General features: G+C 68.3%; 17 protein-coding genes and 1 tRNA gene. 9 read left to right on the top strand and 9 right to left on the bottom strand.

What is annotated here, in order from left to right; genetic code table 11:
• Window positions 1-26 precede the first annotated feature (26 nt).
• Both rpiA and glmU read right to left on the bottom strand, forming a co-directional pair.
• Window positions 27-710, bottom strand: a complete 684-nt coding sequence (gene rpiA / locus O5O43_RS05140; RefSeq protein WP_271085842.1) for a ribose-5-phosphate isomerase RpiA — start codon at window positions 708-710, stop codon at window positions 27-29.
• On the bottom strand, window positions 707-2053 hold the full coding sequence (gene glmU / locus O5O43_RS05135; RefSeq protein WP_271085841.1) for a bifunctional UDP-N-acetylglucosamine diphosphorylase/glucosamine-1-phosphate N-acetyltransferase GlmU: 1347 nt from the start codon (window positions 2051-2053) through the stop codon (window positions 707-709). Before glmU ends, rpiA begins: the two co-directional genes overlap by 4 nt.
• Window positions 2054-2120: 67 nt before the next feature.
• On the opposite strand from glmU, the gene O5O43_RS05130 reads away from it, so the two are divergent.
• The 3 genes from O5O43_RS05130 (at window position 2121) to O5O43_RS05120 (ending at window position 3408) form a co-directional block, all read left to right on the top strand.
• Window positions 2121-2837 carry an HAD-IA family hydrolase gene (locus tag O5O43_RS05130; RefSeq protein WP_271085840.1) on the top strand — a complete coding sequence of 239 codons (717 nt, stop codon included), beginning with the start codon at window positions 2121-2123 and terminating at the stop codon, window positions 2835-2837.
• Complete coding sequence (locus O5O43_RS05125; RefSeq protein ID WP_271085839.1) at window positions 2837-2962, top strand: hypothetical protein; 126 nt, start codon at window positions 2837-2839, stop codon at window positions 2960-2962. The genes O5O43_RS05130 and O5O43_RS05125 overlap by 1 nt, the downstream gene beginning before the upstream one ends.
• A 98-nt stretch (window positions 2963-3060) precedes the next feature.
• Window positions 3061-3408 carry a hypothetical protein gene (locus O5O43_RS05120; protein WP_271085838.1) on the top strand — a complete coding sequence of 116 codons (348 nt, stop codon included), beginning with the start codon at window positions 3061-3063 and terminating at the stop codon, window positions 3406-3408.
• A gap of 59 nt (window positions 3409-3467) precedes the next feature.
• Here the strand turns inward: O5O43_RS05120 and O5O43_RS05115 are convergent, their stop codons facing one another.
• A complete protein-coding gene (locus O5O43_RS05115) occupies window positions 3468-3869 on the bottom strand; it encodes a helix-turn-helix domain-containing protein (RefSeq protein WP_271085837.1) in 402 nt (133 codons plus the stop codon).
• A gap of 106 nt (window positions 3870-3975) precedes the next feature.
• Between O5O43_RS05115 and O5O43_RS05110 the strand changes: the two genes are divergently transcribed.
• From O5O43_RS05110 to O5O43_RS05100, 3 genes are all read left to right on the top strand, one after another.
• A complete protein-coding gene (locus tag O5O43_RS05110; protein ID WP_271085836.1) occupies window positions 3976-4734 on the top strand; it encodes an SDR family NAD(P)-dependent oxidoreductase in 759 nt (252 codons plus the stop codon).
• Between the two features lie 107 nt (window positions 4735-4841).
• A complete protein-coding gene (locus tag O5O43_RS05105; RefSeq protein WP_271085835.1) occupies window positions 4842-6131 on the top strand; it encodes a dicarboxylate/amino acid:cation symporter in 1290 nt (429 codons plus the stop codon).
• A gap of 64 nt (window positions 6132-6195) precedes the next feature.
• A tRNA-Val gene (locus tag O5O43_RS05100) sits at window positions 6196-6270 on the top strand.
• A gap of 7 nt (window positions 6271-6277) precedes the next feature.
• Here O5O43_RS05100 and O5O43_RS05095 read toward each other — a convergent pair.
• Window positions 6278-7915, bottom strand: a complete 1638-nt coding sequence (locus O5O43_RS05095) for a M28 family peptidase (RefSeq protein ID WP_271085834.1) — start codon at window positions 7913-7915, stop codon at window positions 6278-6280.
• A 124-nt stretch (window positions 7916-8039) separates the two neighbouring features.
• Between O5O43_RS05095 and O5O43_RS05090 the strand changes: the two genes are divergently transcribed.
• The gene (locus O5O43_RS05090) at window positions 8040-8348 is read left to right on the top strand and encodes a UBP-type zinc finger domain-containing protein (protein WP_271085833.1); all 309 of its coding nucleotides are present in this window, start codon (window positions 8040-8042) and stop codon (window positions 8346-8348) included.
• On the opposite strand, the gene O5O43_RS05085 is transcribed toward O5O43_RS05090, so the two are convergent.
• The 3 genes from O5O43_RS05085 to O5O43_RS05075 are packed head-to-tail and all read right to left on the bottom strand — an operon-like array spanning window position 8345 to window position 12729.
• A complete protein-coding gene (locus O5O43_RS05085) occupies window positions 8345-9877 on the bottom strand; it encodes a class I SAM-dependent methyltransferase (RefSeq protein ID WP_271085832.1) in 1533 nt (510 codons plus the stop codon). The two genes, O5O43_RS05090 and O5O43_RS05085, sit on opposite strands and share 4 nt — an antisense overlap.
• Before the next feature lie 48 nt (window positions 9878-9925).
• Window positions 9926-10306 (bottom strand): hypothetical protein, encoded by a 381-nt coding sequence (locus O5O43_RS05080; RefSeq protein ID WP_271085831.1) that lies wholly within the window; start codon window positions 10304-10306, stop codon window positions 9926-9928.
• Between the two features lie 32 nt (window positions 10307-10338).
• Complete coding sequence (locus tag O5O43_RS05075) at window positions 10339-12729, bottom strand: pre-peptidase C-terminal domain-containing protein (protein ID WP_271085830.1); 2391 nt, start codon at window positions 12727-12729, stop codon at window positions 10339-10341.
• A 220-nt stretch (window positions 12730-12949) separates the two neighbouring features.
• Between O5O43_RS05075 and O5O43_RS05070 the strand changes: the two genes are divergently transcribed.
• The gene (locus O5O43_RS05070; protein WP_271085829.1) at window positions 12950-15022 is read left to right on the top strand and encodes a DEAD/DEAH box helicase; all 2073 of its coding nucleotides are present in this window, start codon (window positions 12950-12952) and stop codon (window positions 15020-15022) included.
• 385 nt (window positions 15023-15407) lie between these two features.
• The gene (gene ugpC, locus O5O43_RS05065) at window positions 15408-16505 is read left to right on the top strand and encodes a sn-glycerol-3-phosphate ABC transporter ATP-binding protein UgpC (protein WP_271085828.1); all 1098 of its coding nucleotides are present in this window, start codon (window positions 15408-15410) and stop codon (window positions 16503-16505) included.
• Here ugpC and O5O43_RS05060 read toward each other — a convergent pair.
• Both O5O43_RS05060 and O5O43_RS05055 read right to left on the bottom strand, forming a co-directional pair.
• Window positions 16492-16926: a hypothetical protein gene (locus O5O43_RS05060; protein WP_271085827.1), complete on the bottom strand. Its 435-nt coding sequence runs from the start codon at window positions 16924-16926 to the stop codon at window positions 16492-16494. The genes ugpC and O5O43_RS05060 overlap by 14 nt on opposite strands.
• Window positions 16927-16964: 38 nt before the next feature.
• Window positions 16965-20174, bottom strand: coding sequence for a discoidin domain-containing protein (locus O5O43_RS05055; protein ID WP_271085826.1), 3210 nt, complete (start codon window positions 20172-20174; stop codon window positions 16965-16967).

Here is a 20174-nt window from a genome sequence, read left to right as displayed (position 1 = left end):
GCTCAGCTTTCAGGTCGCGTCGGAGATCAGGGAAGTAGGACGTTAACGCCGGAATCCAAGCCGATGATCGCTTCGTCGGCGAGGTCCAGGAACAGCCCGTGCTCGACCACGCCGGTGATCAGCTTGAGGTCGTCGGCGAGGCGGACCGGGTCGTGGATGGCCTGGCATTTGGCGTCATAGATGACGTTGCCGCCGTCGGTGCGGACCACGCCGCGATCCGCCTGACGCAGGCGGGCGGGCATGGCGATGTCGTGGTCGATCAGGACGTCGGCGATCCGGTTGCCGGTGGTCTTGTGCCCGAAGGCGACGACCTCGATCGGCAGGGGGAAGGCGCCGAGCACCGGCACGACCTTGGCCGCATCGGCGATGACGATGCAGCGATCCGACGCCTCCCACACCAATTTCTCGCGCAACAGGGCCGCGCCTCCGCCCTTGATGAGGGCCAGACCCGGCCCGACCTCGTCGGCCCCGTCGACGGTCAGGTCGATCTTCGACACGTCCTCCAGAGTGACCAGAGGCAGGCCGAGCTCGCGGGCCAGGTCGGCGGTCTTCTCCGAGGTCGGGACGCAGCGCAGCCCGGTCAGGTTCCGCGCCGCCAGCGCCTTGACGAACCAGGCGGCTGTGGAGCCGGTGCCCAGGCCCACGACCATGCCGGCCTCGACGCGGAGGGCCGCGGCTTCTCCGGCGCGTTGCTTTTGCGCGTCGCTCATTTCTTCGCCTTCTTGGCGCGCATCGTCTCCATGAAGCGCGCGGCCCAGCCGGGCTTAACCCTCTGCTCGCCGCGTCCCAGGGCCAGGGCGCCCGGCTCGACATCGCGGGTGATGACCGAGCCCGATCCGACCATGGCGCCGGCGCCGATGGTCACAGGGGCGACGAGGGCGGAGTTGGAGCCGACGAAAGCTCCCTCGCCCACCATCGTGCGGTGTTTGAAGAAGCCGTCATAGTTACAGAAGATCGTGCCCGCGCCAATGTTCGCGCCCGCCCCGACCGAGCCGTCGCCGAGATAGGACAGGTGGCTGGCCTTGGCGCCGGCGTCCATGCGGACGTTCTTCACCTCGACGAAGTTCCCGACCTTCACGTCCTCGCCCAGATCGGCGCCGGGACGCAGACGGGCGTAGGGACCGACCTCGGCGCCGGGGGCGATCGCGGCGCCCTCGATATGGCTGAAGCTCTTGATGAGGGCGCGTTCGGCGACGCGGGCGCCCGGCCCGAAGACGACGAAGGGTTCAATGATTGATCCGGCTCCGACCTGGGTGTCCCAGGCGAAGTGGACCGTATCCGGCGCGGCCATCGTGACCCCTGCGGCGAGGAAGGTTTCGCGCTGGACCTTCTGGAACAGGGCCTCGGCTTGGGCCAGCTCGCCCTGGGCGTTGACGCCCATGACCGCGTCCTCCGAGGCCATGGTCACCCGGGTCGGTTCGCCACGCTTCCTGGCCAGCTCGACCACGTCGGTGAGGTAGTATTCGCCCTTGGCGTTGTCGTTCGTGACCTCGGCCAGAAGGGAGAAGAGTAGCCCCACCGGCGCGGCCATGACGCCGGAGTTACAGGCAGTTATGGCCAGAACCTCAGGCGTAGCCTCCTTCGCCTCGGTGATGGCGGTCAGGGTCTCGCCGTCCATGACGAGCCGACCGTAGGCGCCGGGATCGGCGGCCTCGAAGCCGATGACGGTAACGCCATCGGTCTTCTGGAACACAGCCTCGATGTCATGGGCGCGCAGCAAAGGCACGTCGCCATAGGTCACCACGACCTGTCCCACGAAGTCGCCCAGCACCGCCTCGGCGGCCCGGACGGCGTGGCCCGTGCCCATGGGCGGGTCCTGAACCGCGACGGCGTCCTCGCCCAGACGCTTGACGACATGAGCGCGGACCTCGGGCGAGTGCGATCCGACGACGACGACGATCCGTTCGCAGCCCAAGGCCTCGGCCGCATCGATGGCGTGGTCGAGCATGGCGCGGCAGCCGACCGGGTGGAGCACCTTGGGCAGGGGCGACTTCATCCGCGTCCCCTGGCCGGCGGCGAGGATGATGGCGGCGCGTGCGGAAGGTGTGGTCATGAATCGGTCCGGCGGCTAGTCACGCGGCGTGGTCTAACCCATCGGGCGGCCGGACGGGAGAAGAACCATGATCGAACGCGACCTCGAAGGCTGGACCATCGGCTTCGACCTGGACGGCACCCTGGTCGAGACGCACGAGGATTTGGTCGGCACGCTGAACCGGATGCTGGTTCAGGAAGGCCTGCCGCCCGCGCCGATGGAAAGCGCGCGCGAGCTGATTGGAGGCGGGGCGCGCGCCCTGTTGAAGCACGGGTTCGAGCTGGCCGGAGCCTCGGCCGAGCGCGCGGCTTCCCCCGAACTCTTCGACGCCTTCATCGCCGACTACATCGACCACATCGCCGATCATTCCGCCCCGTACGAGGGCGTGATCGAGACGCTGGAAACCCTGGCCGAGCGCGGCGCGACCCTGGTCGTCGTCACCAACAAGCGGTCGGACCTGTCGGAGCTGCTGCTCGGCAAGATCGATCTGACCAAGCATTTCGCCGCCATCGTCGGGCCAGACCGGGTCTCGGTGCGCAAGCCCTCAGGCTGCCATCTGGTCGAGGCGGTCAAATCCGTCGGCGGCGATCCGGAGCGGGCCATCATGGTCGGAGACGCGTCGCCCGACGTCGGTTGCGCGCGCGAAGCCGGCCTGCCCGTCATCGGCGTGACCTTCGGCTACACACCGATCCCGATGGAAGAACTGGAGCCCGACATCATCGTCGACGCCTTCGAGGACGTCGAAGAGGCCGTCGATATGATCGTGGTCGAACACTACGTCGCCCGGGCGCTCACGGGGGCCTGATGGACGAGGAAGACGATGACGTCAGCGACCTGCGTCGTCGCACATTTCTGGAGCGGCACGACTGGATTCCCTGGATCGCCGCCGCCGTTCTGATCGGTGGAGCGCTGGGCCTGATCGCCAAATGACGGCCAACTGTCAGTTTTCGTGTCGATGACCCGCGATGCAGATGGTGCTAGGGAAGCGTCATCCGCGCTCTGCGGCATCCATCCTTCGGGGACCTACCGTGAAAAACATCCTTCTGGCCGGCGTTACCGCCGCCCTGTTCGCCGGCGCCGCTCCGGCCGCCTTCGCCCAGGTGACCGAGCCGGTCACCTTCACCCTGCATAACGAGAGCGAGCACGACCTGATCTCGCTCTATATCTCGGTCCCTTCGACCGACGAGTGGGAAGAAGACATCTTCGGCGACGGCATTCTGGAGTCGGGCGACAGCGTCGACGTCACCATCGACGACGATCTGGAAGACTGCGAATACGACCTGAAGGCCGAGTTCAGCGACGGCAGCGAACTGGTCGTCGGTTCGGAGAACTTCTGCGAGCTGGACGGCGGCGACGTCACCGTCCACGACGAATAGGACGTCTTTTCCTTTTCGACATGAAAGGGCGGTCCCTCGGGCCGCCCTTTTTCGTGGGATCAGCCGGCCCTTGCCGCGTCGAAGGCCGCCCTCGACGTTTCGATCCGCTCCAGGTTCTTCTCCGCCCACAGCCAGACGCCGCAGAAGGCTTCCGCCAGACTGAAGCCGAGGTCGGTCAGGCGATATTCGACCCTGGGCGGGATGACCGGGTGGACTGTGCGGACGACCAGGCCGTCGCGCTCCATCGCCCGCAGGGTCTGGGTCAGCATCTTCTGGCTGATGCCGTCAGACAGTTCGGCCAGGCGGGTGAAGCGAAGTTCCCCGTGCTCGACCAACACCTCCAGGACGATCATCGTCCACTTGTCGGCTACCCGGCCGATGACCTCGGTGACCAGGGCCTCGACGCGGGCGTCGACGGGCGGGTGATCGAAAATCGGCGGGCGAACGGCCGGAGCGGACATTTCTTACCTTCTGGTGCGTACAGAACTTTCGGGTGCCTACTTCCCGATGGAGAGTGCCGGGTATAGCTGATCCGCCAACGGTTCGCATCCCCCAAGGAGAGACATCATGGATACCGCCAAAGACACCGTCCTGATCACCGGCGGCGGCACAGGCCTGGGGCGCGGCCTCGCTGAAGCCCTGCACGCCAGGGGCGCCAAGGTCATCATCGCCGGACGCCGCGCGGATGTGCTGAAGAAGGTCGCCGAGGCCAACCCCGGCATGGCCTGGTACACGCTCGACGTCGCCGACCCGGCCGACATCACCGCCTTCGCCGCGAAGCTCACGGCCGAACATCCCGACCTGAACGCCGTCGTGTCCAACGCCGGGATCATGAAGGCCGAGGACCTGTCGAGCGGGACATTCGACATGGCGAAGATGCAGGAGATCGTAGACATCAACTGGTGGGGCACGGTGCGGCTCGCGGACGCCCTCCTCCCGCATCTGTTGACCCGGCCGAAAGCGACCTTCGTCACCGTATCGTCGGGCCTGGCCTTCGTGCCCCTGGCCTTCACCCCCACCTATTCGGCGACCAAGGCGGCGATCCATTCCTGGACGCAGTCGCTGCGGCATCAGTTGCGGGACTCGTCGGTGAAGGTGGTGGAGTGGGCGCCGCCCGGCGTGGCCACCGACCTGATGCCCGGTCATGCCGAGGATCCGGCCTCGATGCCGCTGGACGAGTTCATTGGCGAGAGCGTCGGCCTGTTCGAGGCCGGCCACGACGAGGTTCTGGTCGAGCGCGTCGGCTTCCTGCGCAACGCCGAGGCGCGCGGCGACTACGCCAAGACCTTCGGCATCGTGAACAGCCACCACCGACCGCTGGACTGAGCCGCAGATAAACTAAAGCGCCGAACAGAATTCCTGCGCCGCCGCGTCATTGCGGCGCAGGGAGGCGGCGAACATCTTGCGAGGATCCTCCCCGGAAAGCCGCCTGTATGCTCGCCAGATTCTTCGCCATCCCCCTTTGGCAGCGCACCGCCGCCGGCTTCGCCCTCGGCATCGTCGCCGGTTTGATCCTGAGGGAGCAGGCGGAGGTCTGGCTCCAGCCCATCGGCGACATCTATCTGAACCTGATCCGCATGGTGGTGGCGCCGCTGGTGCTGTTCACCATCGCCTCCTCCATCGCCAAGCTGGGCGAAGGCGCCGGCGCGATCCGGCTGGGGGCGCGCACGGTGATGTGGTTCGCCATCACCTCCCTGCTGGCCGTGCTGGTCGGTTTCGCTTTCGGCCACCTGATCAATCCGGGCGTCGGCCTCGCCAACCTGCCGCTCGGCGAGGTGCGCGAGCGCGAGATCCCGACTCCGCTCGAGGTCCTGATCGGCATCGTCCCGACAAATCCCTTCGCAGCCCTGGCCGAAGGCAAGGTTCTGCAGATCATCTTCTTCTCGGCGTTGGTGGGCGCGGCCCTGGTGGCGCTGGGCGACCGGGCCCAGACGGCGCGACGGTTCGTGGACGAAGGCGCGGCCATCGTCTTTCGCATCACCCGCTGGGTCATCCAGCTGACCCCCTTCGGAGTGTTCGGCCTGATCGGCTCGGTCGTCGGCGGCTACGGCTGGGAGGCATTGTTGCCGCTCGGCAAATTCATTTTCGCCATCTACGCGGCCTGCCTCTTCCACATCCTGATCGTCTATTCGGGCCTGCTGAAGGCCCACGGCCTGGGCGTCCGCAGCTTCTTCCGGGGCGCCTTCGCGGCGCAGCAGACGGCCTTCGCCACTTCCTCCTCGCTGGGCACCCTGCCCATCACCCTGCGCCAGACGGTGGAGCGTCTCGGCGTGCCCCAGGCCTATGCCGCCTTCGCCGTGCCGCTCGGGGCCAATGTGAAGATGGACGGCTGCGGCGCCATCTATCCGGCCATCGCCTCGATCTTCATCGCCCAGTATTTCCAGATCGAGTTGTCGCTGACCCAGTACGTTCTCATCGGCCTGACGGCGGTTCTGGGGTCGCTGGGCACGGCCGGCGTGCCCGGGACCAGCATCGTCATGCTGACCCTGACCCTGTCGACGGCCGGCCTGCCGCTGGAGGGGATCGGTTATATCGTCGCCATCGACCGGATCATCGACATGATGCGCACGGCCACCAATGTGACCGGCCAGATGCTGGTCCCCGTGCTGGTCGCCAAGGAAGAAGGCATCCTCAACCAGGGCATCTACGACGGCCATGTCGCCTGGCTGCCGGGCGACCCGGAGGCGGAAACCGCAGACGGCGTGCGGGCGGCCGGCATCTGAGGCTTGCCTCGAGTCGGCGAGCGGGCTATGTCCGCGCCTCCCCGCTTTCGGCGGGGCCCGAGATGGATGCGTAGCTCAGCGGGAGAGCACCTCGTTCACACCGAGGGGGTCACAGGTTCAATCCCTGTCGCATCCACCATTTTCCCTCATTCGATCCGAGACGCCGCGCTGGCTTCGCGCACGGCCTCGAACTCGTTGCCCGGCGTCCACAGCGGCCATTCGCGGTTGTTCGCGAGATCGCGGCCCACCCGATAGAGCAACTGCACATCCTGCGCCGCCCCCTCCATCGACCAGTCGGAGGACCAGGCGTCGGTCGGCTGGTGATAGCGATCACGCACATAGGCCCGGCTGGCGTCCGATGCTCCGGTGAAGCCGGCGGCGGCGAACAGGGCGGGCACCCCCATCTTGGCCAGCGGGAAATGGTCGGAGCGATAGAAGGCGCCGACCTGGGGCGCGGGGTCGGGGATCAGCGACCGCCCCTCCTCCGAGGCCAGATCCGCCAGCCGGTTCTGGGCGTCGGTCTTGCCGAAACCGATGACCACGATCTCGGATGACGCCGGGCCGGGCAGCAGACTGTCCATGTTGATGTTGACCACCGTGGTCTCCAGCGGAACCAGCGGATGCGCCGCATAGTAGTAGGCGCCCAGCAGACCCGCCTCCTCCGCCGCCCAGGACACGAACATCACCGATCGGTCGGTGCGCGGCGCCTCGGCATAGAGGCGCGCCAGTTCCAGCACCGCCGCCACCCCCGTCGCATTGTCCACGGCGCCGTTATAGATGTCGTCGCCCGCCGCATTGGGCACGGCGCGGCCGTAGGCGTCCCAGTGGGCGCCGTACATGATCGTTTCGTCCGGGTGGCGCGTCCCCGGCAGGCGACCCGCGACGTTGCGCGTCGTCAGGCGACTGAAGGTCTGTCCGAAGTCGAGCGACATCGTCACGCCGTTCAGTTCCACCGGGCGGAAGTCCGACGACTGGGCCGCCGTCTTCAGCGTCGCATAGTCGAGACCCGCGGCCTGCATCAGTCGCGCCGCCTGCGCCTGCTGGATCCACCCTTGCGCCTGCACCCGTTCGCGCTCCGGATCGGCGCGGACGATGTCGAGGCCCGGCGCGGTGGAGGAGTTCTGCAGGGTGTTCCACGGATAGCCGGCCGCCGCCGTCTCATGAATCACGAAGACGGCCGCCGCCCCGCGCCGCGCCGCCTCCTCGAACTTGTAGACCCAGCGGCCGTACCAGGTCATGCCGAGGCCGTCGAACCTGCCGGCCGTGGGGCTGTCGGCCGGGACCTCGAAGTCCGGGTCGTTGACCAGCATCAGCACGACCTTGCCGCGCACGTCGACGCCCTTGAAGTCGTCCCAGCCGCGCTCGGGCGCAGTCACACCGTAACCGACGAAGACCACCGGCGCGTCGGTAATGGTGATGTGGTTCGTAGGGCGGTGGCTGTTTGAGATGATGTCCGTGCCGCGCTGCAGGGTGATCATCTCCCCGCCCGCATTCGCCGTAATCAGGGCCGGCCCGTCCTGGACGAAGCGGTTGATCGGCACGGTCTGGAACCAGGAGCCGTCGTCGCCGGCGGGCTCCAGGCCCAGGGCGCGGAATTGGTCTGCGATCCAGGTGACGGAGCGTTCCTCGCCCGGCGTGGTGGGGGCGCGGCCCTCGAAGTCGTCGCCCGCGAGCACGGCGACGGCGGCGTTCAGCCGGTCGGGATCGATGCGGCCTTCCTGAGCGAACGCTCCGGAAGCGGCGGTCAGACAGGCGGCGAGGAGGGCGAGGCTGATACGGGACACGGGCGGCTCAATCACTGACGGGCGGGAAGGACCGACCCTGACCCACCGGCCGCAGCCTGTCGAGCGGTGGCTTTGTCCGTGTCGATCGGCGTAGACGTCGAGGGACGAAATGGGAGGGACGACGGTGCTGACACAGAACTGCGGACATGCCGCGACCATCAACACGGTGACGCCCAGCGCCAGGGGCTGCGAGGAATGTCTGAAAACCGGGTCGATGTGGGTGCATCTGAGGCTGTGCCGGAGCTGCGGCCACGTCGGCTGCTGCGACGACTCGCCGAACCGCCACGCCACCGCTCACTTCAAGGCGACCCATCATCCGATCATCGAAGGCTACGACCCGCCCGAGGGCTGGGGCTGGTGCTTCGTGGACCAGACGATCGTCGACCTGCCGAACCAGACGCCGCAACTCGGCCCGATCCCGCGCTGGGTCTAGAGAATGGCCAGCGCGCGATAGAGCGGTACTGTCTGGTCGACGAAGCGCCGGGCCATCTCGCCGAGTCTGGCCAGATTGTCCTCGCGAGTGATCAGGTCGCGGCCATCGCGGACGGCGCGTTCGTTCGTCGTCTCGAACACGTCCCACACCGACAGGGCGATCTCGTCGGTCGTGCGGGCGCCCGCCTGCCAGGCGCGCAGGAACAGCTGGGCGGAGCGAGGCGTCAGCACGCCGCCGCCGACAACGGGCGAGGCCATGTGCTGCAGATGCGGCCCCGTCACGGCGCGGTCGAGTACGAGCCGGTTGTAGGCCCCGCAGCGGGCTCGGATCTCAGGCCTGAAAGGCTGGGCGGGACGCAGCACCCCCATGCCGACAAGGGTGATCAGGGCGGCGACAACATCGCTGCGTCTCAGGGCCGATACGCCCGGCATGGTGATCAGCTCGGCGGTGGCCTTCTGGCGAAAGTCGTCGGCGGCCAGGGCCAGGGCGAGCGGCCCGTAGGTCGCCTGCGGCAGCATCGCCTGTCCCTGGGCCCCGGTCAGCTCGAAATCGATCTCGTCGAGACCGCAGATCAGGACGAAGGGCTGGGCGTCCATCCGCGCCGTCTCTTCGGCGGTCGACAGCGACCGAGCGTCTCGGGCGAAGACGTCCAGGCGGAACTGCTGGTTGACCAGGAAGTCGCGCACGCTTTCGCGCAGGACCGGATCCTTCTGTCGGTCCAGCAGCGCCTGTCCGGCGGGCTGGAACTGGATGGCGTTCATTCGGTCCAGCAGCCGCGCGGAGGTGACGAACGACAGCTCCGCCCCGGCCAGGGCGCCGGCCACGTCGGAGAAGTAGGGAACGTGCCAGTTGTCGTTCATGTACTCGTGGGCGAGATACTGACGACCCACCTTGCGTAGCGACGCCGCATGGCTGGCGGCGGGCCGATTCTCGCTGAAGAAGCGGCCGTCGGCGGCGACCACGTCCTCCATGAACTCCATAGCCGCCTCGATCCGGCCGGCCGCATCGCCGCCTGGTCGCGCCTCGTAGCCGAGCTTCAGCAGGTGCCGGACCGGGGACCGCGACGCCCACCCGGGCTGGCAGTTGTAGCTCAGATAGACCGCGCCGCCGGGCTTGAGCCGGTCGCGGATCAGGTCGACGAGGATCCGCCGGTTGGCGTCCGAGACCCAGCTCCACACACCGTGCAGGGTGATGGCGTCGAACTGAGGAAGATCGTCGCGCGCCGCGAACGCCTCGAAGCTGTCTTCATGCAGCTGAGCCTGGCCGTCGAAAGCGGCGACCAGGGTCCGCGCGTGGGCGACATGGGCTGAACCGAGGTCGACGCCCCAAAAGTCGCCGTCGTTGGCGGCGGCGTGCACGGCCAGCGACACCCCCTGCCCCATCCCGAGCTCGAGATAGGCGGGCGCCTCGGGGACCGCGACGTCGATCCCCGCGATCAGACCGCAGAACCTCAGATGCGCCGGCCCCAGCTCGTGGAAATAGCCGGAGGTGTACTCAAGGTCGGAATAGTAGCCGTCGTCGCCGCTCATCCGGGCGTCATGCACCAGACGGGCCTCGCGAGGCGAGGCCCATTCCCATCACGAGGCGGCCGGCTTGTTGGCCAGGCACCAGGCGGCCGTGACTTCCATCTTTTCGGGCGAGGCGTCGTCCTCGACGGCGACGGAGGAGGCGAAGTACTGGCTCACCTCGTCCTGGGTCATGGTCTTCAGCGCCACGCCTTCCCAGTCGTTCATGGCCGCGCGGACGGCGGTGACGTCGCCGGGCGGTGTCTGGGCCTCCAGCGCCCCCTGCTTCAGGGCCAGATAGGCCATGCAGCCGACCGCCTGATCGGCGCCGGTCGCGGTGCTCACGACCTCCGCCACCGGAACGGCGGGGACGGCCGGGACCTTGGCCTCCTGCTGCTGACAGGCGGCGAGCGCGAGGACGGCGGCGGCCGGGGCGGCCAAACGGATGATCATGGGACTGTACTCCACAGGGAACTTGGGACGGCTCAGTGCGAGCCGGCGTTATAGCCGTTCGAGGCCAGGCGGAGGACGACGTCGTCCACCTGCACCCCGCCCCGATCGATGACGAGGTTCTGGTAATTGCGCTGACCTTCCATGGTCTCGGCCTCGACGTTCTCGACCTCGGCCACGAACTGACGGCGCAGGTAGGTGGCCAGCTCGCCGGCGGTGACCATGCCGTCGCCGTCGACGTCGCCCGCCCCGGCCAGCCCCGCCCGCAGGAAGTGCGACAGGTAGCCGCCGGCCTCGAACTTGTCGGCCACTGCGCTGGTTAGATCTTCTTCCGACGAGAACAGACCCATGACGCCCGGACGATCCACCACGTTGCGCGCGAAGCCGCCGGAGAAGCAGCTGTCGAGCACCAGCAGGGACAGGCGGGTGTTCAGCCCGTCGAACAGCTGGGCCATCTCTTGGTCCGTGATCTCGCCATCCCGCAGGACGATGGACTCCATGCGGCCGTCCGGCTCCTGCGAACTGGCCTGGGCGTCTTCCTGGCTGCCGTGACCGGAGAAGAAGAACAGGAACATGTCGTCCGGTCCGGCTTCGCGCGCCACCTGCTGGAAGGCGCGACGCACGCCGCCGACCGTGGCCTCGGCATTGGTCAGCACGACGCTGGAGGGGTTCAGCACGCCGCCCCGCTGAAGCGTTTCGGCCAACTTCTCGGCGTCTTCGTCCGTGTACGGAAGGTCGTTGGCCGCCCCGCCGTAGTCGGACACCCCGACCATGATGGCGAAGACCCTCTGGCCGCCCTCGACCGAGGCCTGACGCGGTGATCCCCGGCTGGGGCTGACCGAGAACCGGTACGACCCCGTCTCGCCCGGCGCGAAGGAGGTCACCATGACCTGATACTCGCCCTCTTCCTGGAGAACCGTATCGAGGCGGCTGTTGGTGCCGTCCTCGCCGTCGTCGTTGTCCAGCTGCTCGCCGGACGGCGTGGTCAGGATCAGATAGGCGTCGAAGGCCGAGGAGGTCAGCTCCGCCGCCACCCGCTCGCCGCGACGGCCCGTGAAGGTGAAGGTGTCGACGTACTCGCCGCTGTCCAGCTGTTCGTCGCCGGCCTGCAGGGCGCCGCCGACCGTCGCGCCGATGGAGATATTGCCGCCGCGCACGTCCTGACGCTGGCCGCGCGTCTCGACGTAGGAGTCCTGACGCGGCCGGCCCTGCGGGGCGCGGCCGTCTGACAGCATCGCCGACAATCGATAGCTCCCCTGTTCCCCAGCTTCGTAGCTGGTGGCGCTGACACGGTATTCGCCGTCCTGCGGCAGGGTGACCAGAAGGCGGCTGTCGCGCACGCCGTCGCCGTCCGGATCGTCATCGTTGGCCTCCGCTAGGCCCGGCCCCTCGATCATCAGATAGGGGTCGAAGGCCGAGGACGACAGACGCAGGTCCAGCTGCTGACCACGCCGCCCGCGCAGGGTGTAGGTGTTCACATACTCGCCGCTGGTGAGTTGGCGGTCGCCCTGCCCCAGGGCGCCGTTGACCGACTGACCGACCTGCAGAACGCCGTCGGCCTGACGGGTCGGAGGCTGATAGGCGGGCTGCTGCGGCCGGCCGTTGTCGCCATAGGACCGCCCGCCGCTTTCGGCCAGGATCTGGTAGCGGCCGGTCTCGCCGGAGCCGAAGCTGGTCGCTGCGATATTGACGACGCCGTCGGCCGTGGCGGTGAAGGTCAGGCGGCTGTTGCGGCCGCCGCGCTGGCCGGGATCATCGTCGTTGTCCTCCGAGAGCCCGCCGGGGCCGCGCACCATCAGATAGGCGTCGAAATCCCCGGCATCGAGGCTGACCGTATAGGTCTGGCCGCGCCGTACCTGCAGCTCCCAGTCGTCGGCGTATTCGCCGGCCTGAAGCTGGCGATCGCCCTGGGCCAGGACGCCGGACGCCTCGCGCCCCGGTTGCAACATGCCGCCGCCCGAGTTCTGTTGCCCGCGACCGCCGCCCATGTTCGAGGCGATCGCGCGACCGCCGCCGCCTTGGCCGCCCGTCATCGACAGGCTGTAGCGGCCGCTCTCGCCCGGCTCATAGCTGGTGGCGGTGATGCGATAGGTGCCGTCGGCCGGCAGGCGGACGTCGAGCGCCGAGTTGGTGCCGTCTTCGCCGCCGTCGTCGTTGTCCTCCTGGAAGTCGCCGGGTCCCCGGATCATCAGATAGGTGTCGAAATCTGCTGAGCGCATGACCACCGACAGCGGCTGACCCGCCCGGCCCTGCACCTCGTAGACGTCGATGAACTCGCCCGAATCCAGCTGGTCGTCGCCGCCCGACAGCTCGCCTTGGACCTGACCGCCGGGCTGCAGCCTCTGCTGCGCCATCGCGGGTCCCGTCAACAGGGGTGCGGTCGCCAGCGACAGCGAAAGAGCCGTGGAAAACAGGACGTTGCGCATGACGATTCTCACCCCCGGTAGACGGCCGGACATTGCCTACAGTCCCGCCTGATGTCACGGGTTCGCGGAACGAGGGTCAGATTCCGACACCTTCTTGCCGCATCACCCTCATTCGGCCTTGATCGCGGCGCAGAAGCCCCGCCCTCGCGAAATCCGCGACCTCCCCAGACGAACCTCGCGCCGCTTGCCAATCCGGGCCCGGCGCACTCACGGATACAGTATGCCCTTCCCCGCCAGCCATCCCGCGCTCGATCGCGCCCTGTCCGAACGCGGCTATGCCGAGCCCACCCCGGTCCAAGCCGCCGTGCTGGAGGCCGAGGCTGGCCGCGATCTGCTGGTTTCGGCACAGACCGGCTCGGGCAAGACCGTCGCCTTCGGCCTGGCCCTCGCCCCGACCCTGCTTGGCGACGCAGAGCGGTTCACCGATTTCGGCAATCCGCTCGCCCTGGTCATCGCTCCCACTCGCGAGCTGGCGCTGCAGGTCTCAAACGAGCTGACCTGGCTCTATGCCCAGACCGATGCGCGCATCGTTTCCTGCGTCGGCGGCATGGACCCGAAGACCGAGCGCCGGGCGCTGGAACGCGGCGCCCATATCGTCGTCGGCACGCCCGGCCGTCTGCGTGACCACCTGGAGCGCGGCGCACTGGACCTGTCCGAAGCCAAGGCCATCGTCCTCGATGAGGCCGACGAAATGCTGGACATGGGCTTCCAGGAAGACCTGACCTTCATGCTGGACGCCGCGCCCGCCGAACGTCGGACCCTGCTGTTCTCGGCCACGCTCGCCCGCGACATCGTTCAGCTGGCTAAGACCTATCAGCGCGACGCCCTGCGTATCGACACCGTCGCCGGCAACAAGTCGCACGCCGACATCGAGTACAAGGCCATCCGCGTCGCCCCGAACGAGGTCGAGCTCGGCGTCGTCAACGTCCTGCGCTATTTCGAGGCCCCCGGCGCCCTGGTCTTCGCCAACACCCGCGAGCGAGTGAAACACCTCACCGCCTCCCTGCGTGAACGCGGCTTCGCCGTCGTAGGCCTGTCGGGCGAGCTGACCCAGAGCGCCCGTTCGGAAGCGCTTCAGGCCCTCCGCGACGGCCACGCCCGCGTCTGCGTCGCCACCGACGTCGCCGCGCGCGGCCTCGACCTGCCTGATCTTGGCCTCGTCATCCATGCCGAGATCCCGGTCAACAAGGCCGGCCTGCTGCACCGTTCGGGCCGCACCGGCCGCGCAGGCAAGAAGGGCGTCTCCGTCCTGATGGTCAGCTACACCCGCCGCCGCAAGGTCGAGCTGATGCTGCAATCGGCCTCAATCGTCGCCGAATGGTCTGGCCCGCCGTCGGCCGAGATGATCCGGGAGAAGGACCGCGAACGCCTGCTGGCCGACCCCGCACTGACCGCACCGGTCGAGGACGAGGAAGCTCTGGAATTGGGCCGTCTGCTGCTGGAGCGGACGACGCCCGAACAGGTCGCCGCTTCGCTGATCCGCCTGTACCGCCAGAAACTGCCGGCCCCGGAAGATGTCTATGACGACGACCGCATGAAGCGCGCCCAGACAACGGGCGTGAACGATCGCGGCCAGCGAGACGGTCCCCTGACCGACTTCGCCCGCGGCGGCGACATGGCCTGGTTCCGCATCAACATCGGGCGCGACAAGAACGCCGATCCGAAATGGCTGCTGCCGACGCTGTGCCGCCTCGGCCACGTCACCAAGGGCGACATCGGCTCGATCAAGATCTTCGACCGCGAGACCAAGTTCGAGATCACCAAGGCCGCCGAGGCCAGGTTCCGCGCCGCTATCGCGAACGGTCTGGAAGACGGCGTGACCGTCAACGACGCCGTCGCTCCGGGCCCGAAGGAACGCCCCGCCAGCCGCTGGGACAAGAAGCCTGCGGGCGACGGTGAGCGTCCGGAGCGCAAACCTTGGGCGAACAAGTCGGAGGGCGCCGCCGCGGCGTCACGCGAGCGCCCGGCCCGCACCGACAAGCCGGCCTGGAAGGATCGTGAAGGCGGCGACAAGCCCGCCTGGAAATCTCGCGAGGACAAGCCCTTCGTCGAGAAGAAGCCCTGGGCCAAGCGCGACGACGCGGCCTCGGCCGAAGCCAGGCCCAAATGGGTCAAGCGGACCAAGGACGGCCCTACCCCTGAAGGCAAGCAAGCCTGGATCGACAAGCCCAAGGGCGCGAAGAAGCCCTGGACGCCGCGCCCGGACGCCGCTCCGACGGGCGACAAGGCCTGGACCGGCAAGCCCAAGGGCGCCGGCAAGCCGTTCAAGGGCAAAAAGAAGCCGAACGGGTAAGGGCGCATCCCCCTCCCTGCCCGTGCACCCCAGCGGGGGCTGGGGCGCACGGAGGCTGAACGAGAGGAATCCTGTCGAAGATAAAAGTTCATTCGACAGTGCGAAACACGGCCCCGTCTGCTCCAGCGGTCTATTTCGATCGATCGACTCGCCTTGGCCTCCGGGCGCCCCAGAACGGCGGCTTCGGCTCGCGGACAGAGCGGACGCCGACGCGTTTCGTCCGTTGGTCCGTTTCGTCATGGTGCGCTCGACACGACCAAACGGACGAAGCGCCCCACGTCATGATCCGGGCTCGCGCGCCATCAAGGGATGATGCGAAACGCCTTCTCCCGCCCGGCGTAACCGCTTACAGTCCCTGCAAAAGTACAGGTTCAGGGACGGAAACATGGCCGACGTCGCCCTTAGCGGCATCCGCAAATCCTTCGGCGCGACAGAGGTCCTGAAGGGCGTCGACCTGACCATCGCCGACGGCGAGTTCGTCGTCTTCGTGGGTCCCTCCGGATGCGGCAAATCCACCCTGCTGCGCACCATCGCCGGTCTGGAGGAGGTCGACGCGGGCGACATCTCCATCGGCGGCCGCACCGTCAACGCTCTTTCGCCGTCGGACCGGGGCATCGCCATGGTCTTCCAGTCCTACGCCCTCTATCCGCACATGACCGTGCGCCAGAACATGGCCTTCGGCCTGACCCTGGCCAAGACCGACAAGGCCGAGATCGACCGCAGGGTGAAGGCCGCGGCCGAAACCCTGAACATAACCGAATACCTCGACCGCAAGCCCAAGGCCCTCTCCGGCGGCCAGCGCCAGCGCGTCGCCATCGGCCGCGCCATCGTGCGCGAGCCCCAGGTCTTCCTGTTCGACGAGCCCCTGTCCAATCTGGACGCCGCGCTTCGCGTGCGCATGCGCTACGAGTTCGCCTCGCTGCACGAGCGGCTGAAGACCACCATGATCTACGTCACCCACGACCAGGTCGAGGCGATGACCCTGGCCGACCGGATCGTGGTCCTGAACGGCGGAGTGATCGAACAGGTCGGCGCCCCGATGGAGCTCTACGAGCACCCGAAGACCCGCTTCGTCGCCGAGTTCATCGGCAGCCCGAAGATGAACATGATCCCCGCGGAGGTGGTCGAGGCCTCCGCGACCGGCGCGACGGTCAAGACGACGGCCGGCGAGACGGTCCGGGTGGCCGTCGACGCCGCCTCCGCTCGGCCCGGTCAATCGGTGCTGCTGGGCGTTCGTCCCGAACACATGGGCCTCAGCGGCCCCGGCGATGCGATCACGGCAAAGGCCGCCTTCGTCGAGACATTGGGCAACGCCACCTACGCCTATGTCGGTCAGCCCGGCTCGAAGGAAACCTGGACGGTTCAGCTGCCCGGCGACGTGCGCCCGGTGGTCGGCGAAGCTTTGGCCCTGAACATTGACCCCGCCAGCGCCCACCTGTTCGACGCGGACGGCAAGGCGTTCATGCGGCTCAGCGCTTCCTGAACCGAGCCGCCTCGGCGGCGAGGCCCGCTCCCCAGTCGCTCTTCTCTTCGGCGGGTTCGGGAACGAAGGCCGCTTCCGGCAGCGTCCCCGCCACCCCGCGTATAGCCAAAGCCAGCGGCTCGGCCATCACCGCCAGCATCCGCAGCGGCTTCCTCTTCGCGTCGCGCACGTCCCAGCCCTCGACCTCGAAGACATCGGCCTGATCCTGAGGCGACAGGCGCTCGACGCCGTCCCAGTCGTCGGGCCGCGCCGCGTCCTCGGCCTGTTCGGCGCTCAGGCCGAAGACGGCGACCAGCACCTCGTCCACCTCCGGGAACTCGTCCCGGCGCGAAGGGTCGGCATAGCCTGGCTTCATCAGAGCCTTGGTCTCGAGATCGGCCACGCCGGGCAGGTCGAGGAGGCGGCGGAGAGCTTGGGTCATGCAGGCGATCTACGCCCTCACCGACCCGGCGAAAAGCGTCAGCGCAGCTCGACCCGCCGCGCGCCTGCCGGGATGATCAGCTCACGGCCCTTCCAGTCGCCGCCGCGCCCGTCGATGCGGATGCGCGCGGGCAGATCCTGCCCCTCTGGCCAGCGCAGAACGAAACCGCCCGGCGGGGTCACGCCCGGCGCCAGGGTCAGCGTCGTCAGCCCGGCCCGGCGACGCAGCGCATAGGTGAGTGGTCCGTAGGGCGTCCGCACTTCCCGCACTCCGACGCCCGTCGCGCTGTCGATCCACGACATCGGCAGGCCCGCCGCCAGCACCAGCGCATGGTCCGCATCCCGCTCATAGACGAACAGGTCGAGCGCCGAGCGGATGTAGTCCGAGCTGATCCAGGCGTGCGGCATGTCGCCGATGAAGCGCGGCTCCCGCAGATCGCGGCCCACCACTTCGGCCCAGCCATTCCAGGCCTGGGGCCGGCGGTCGGCGAAGAAGAAGTCCAGCGCCGCCATCGCCCGTTCGGGCTGCCCTAGCCGCACGAACGCGCCGACATTGCGCAGCTCGTACGGGGTGTAGTCCTTCCACGCCGTGCGGTTGGCCTGGCGGGCGGTGAAATTCTCCCAGTATTTCTCGAAGGTCCGGATCAACAGACCCTGCGGCAGGTCGGCCTGCAGCCCGCCCGGCGACAGGCCGATGGTGGTCGAGGTGGCGTCGAAATCGCCCCGGTCCGCCGCACCCGCGATCCAGTCGATCCGATGATGGATGGCCGTGCCGGTGATCGATGTCGTGACGTCGTTCAGGAACTCGGCACGGTTCGCTTCGAAGCGCAGGGCCGCCTCCGTCTCGCCCAGCGCCTCGGCGATCTCCACTGCGTCGCGATAGCCGAGCAGGCCCCAGAAATCGTCCCAGTAGGACCAGGCGGCGCGGTCCGAATAGCCCTCGTGGCTGATCGAAGGCGGCAGCAGGCCATAGAGGTGACGCGTCTCCGGCGTGCGGTTGGCTTCGGTCCGGGTCGAGGCGCGCAGGGCGTCCATATACCCGATCGCCGCCTGCACCTGCGGCCAGACGGCGCGCAGCTGGGTCAGGTCGCCGGTGTAGCGATAGGTCTCGGCGGCCAGGAAGACGAACTCGCCGTGACTGTCGTTCTCCGGCACCGGATCGGCGCCCCGGCTGTCGACGCAGCAGGGCACCTTGCCGTCGCTGAAGACATTGGGGGCGTACCAGCGCAGGTAATCCTGTGACAGGGCGGCGTGGCCCAGCCGGTTCAGCCCCTCGGCCATCATGGCCCCGTCGCGGATCCAGGAGCGGTTGTAGCTGCGGGTGCCGGGCTGGAGCGCCGGACCCTGACGCGACATCAGCATGTGCGCCAGCGAGGTTTTCATCGTGTCCTCGATCCGCTCGCCCTCGGGCGGGGTGATCAGGTCGAACCGGTCCAGCTTCTCGCGCCAGCTCGCGGCGACCCGGTCCTGGATCGTATCCAGCGCCGCCTCGACGGAGGCCGTGGCCGGGAGCGCCGGACGCTGACCCGCCAGAGCCGAGGCCCAGCCGAAGGTGCGCGTCTCACCGGGACGAAGGGTCACGGTGTAGAGCATGGCCCCCGACATCAGGCCGCCGGCGTCGGCGACCACGGCGCCATCGCGAACGCCTTCGCCGGTGCGGGCCAGAAGGCTCTGCGGATCGGCGCCGGCCTCGAAGGTCGCGGCGCGCACGCTGTCCGGCGCGACCAGCGGATGGACCCGAACCGTGTCATCCAGCACCAGTTCGCCGCCATGCCACTGCATCTGACGGATGGGCGAGGCGCCTCCGGGCACGGCCAGGAACTGGACCGGCCCGTTCACCTGCATCGGCCGTGCGGCCAGGGCCAGGGTCAGGGTCCTTTCACGCAGGGAGGTGTTGGTCAGGTCATAGCGACCGTAAAGGGCCGCCGCGTCAGGCGAACCCTCGGCCATTGCCGTGACCTTTAGCGTCCAGTCGTCATGCGTCCAAGTCACCGTCGGGATCGGCAGGTCGTCCTCAACCAGGGCCTGTTCGATCCGTGCGTCGGCCCAGGTGATGAGGCGCCCGTTGTCCAGCACGAACGGCTCGATCGAGGCCCCGCCGCGCTTGAGCTCGATGGCGCCGTCCTCGGAGATCAGGCCGCTTTCGCCGCCGCCGTCGACCCCGACCAGGGTCCAGTAGGGCTGCTCGCCGCGGAAGCCGCGCGGATAGAGGCCGCGCCGGCTCTGGCCCGCCACGGCCGTCAGGAAGGCCGTGTCCGAGGCGCCGAAGGCCAGAGGCTCGATGCGCACATCGGCCAGGCCGTAGAAGGCCTGGGCCGCGCCGGCGGCGCCGTTGCCGGCCCCCATCTGGCCCGCCGTGCTCGCCGCAGCCTGGGGCGTTGTCAGGTCGAGCCTCAACCACCGCGCCGAGGCCTCTTCCGTCCTCAACCAATCGGTCCCGCCGTCGCCGTGACGCACCCGTGCGATCTCATGCCACTGGCGCCGGTCGCTGGAGCCCATGACGCGATAGGCGGAGGCCGCACGGCCCTCGACCCACTGGAGGGTCAGGCCGCCGAACTCACGCTCGTAGCCGAGGTCCAGCGTCAGGCTCTGTTCGCCCGCCCCTTGCGTCACCCATGCGCTGCGAGAGTCATCATCCACACTCAGCGACGCGATCGAGTTTCCATCTTCGCTCGTCGCCTCCGCGACCGGGCGCGGCGGCACCGACGGCTCCGGCGGCAGGGTGCGCAGGGTCAGGTCGTCGATCTCGATGAAACCCTTGCCGCCCTCCCCGGCGGTGACCACGAACTCGATCCGCTCAGCGCCCCGGAAGGTGCGGTCGGCCTTCGGACCCCAGGCCCAGGCGATCTGTCGGCGCTTGATGACGAACTGGGTCCAGCCGTTCGGGAAGTCGTAGCGGGTGGTCTGGCGCCAGTGGACGTTCTCGGACGATGCGTCGGTGAACTTGACCTCGAAGGTGTTGGTCGGCCCTTCCCCCCGGATCCAGAAGCGGATTTCGTAGTTCTCGGGCGCCTCGAACGACAGGTCGCGGGCGGCGAAGGCATAGCCCGACCGGCCGTTGAAATCATAGTCCAGCCGCATCGCTTCGCCGCGATGGCCGGCCACGCTCGACAGGGTGGACGTCACGTCGGTCGAGGCGTCGGCGCTCCAGGGCGCCAGGGCCTCGAACGTGTCGAGGGTGCGGTTCGATTGCGCCTGGACCGGCGCGGCGATGAGGACGGCCGCGATCAGCCCGAACAACAGACGCAT

Origin of the sequence: Brevundimonas sp. NIBR11, assembly GCF_027912535.1 — a bacterium.
Lineage (GTDB): Bacteria > Pseudomonadota > Alphaproteobacteria > Caulobacterales > Caulobacteraceae > Brevundimonas.
The sequence above is the reverse complement of the archived record's forward strand: the minus strand, read 5'-3'. Positions and strand labels throughout refer to the sequence as shown.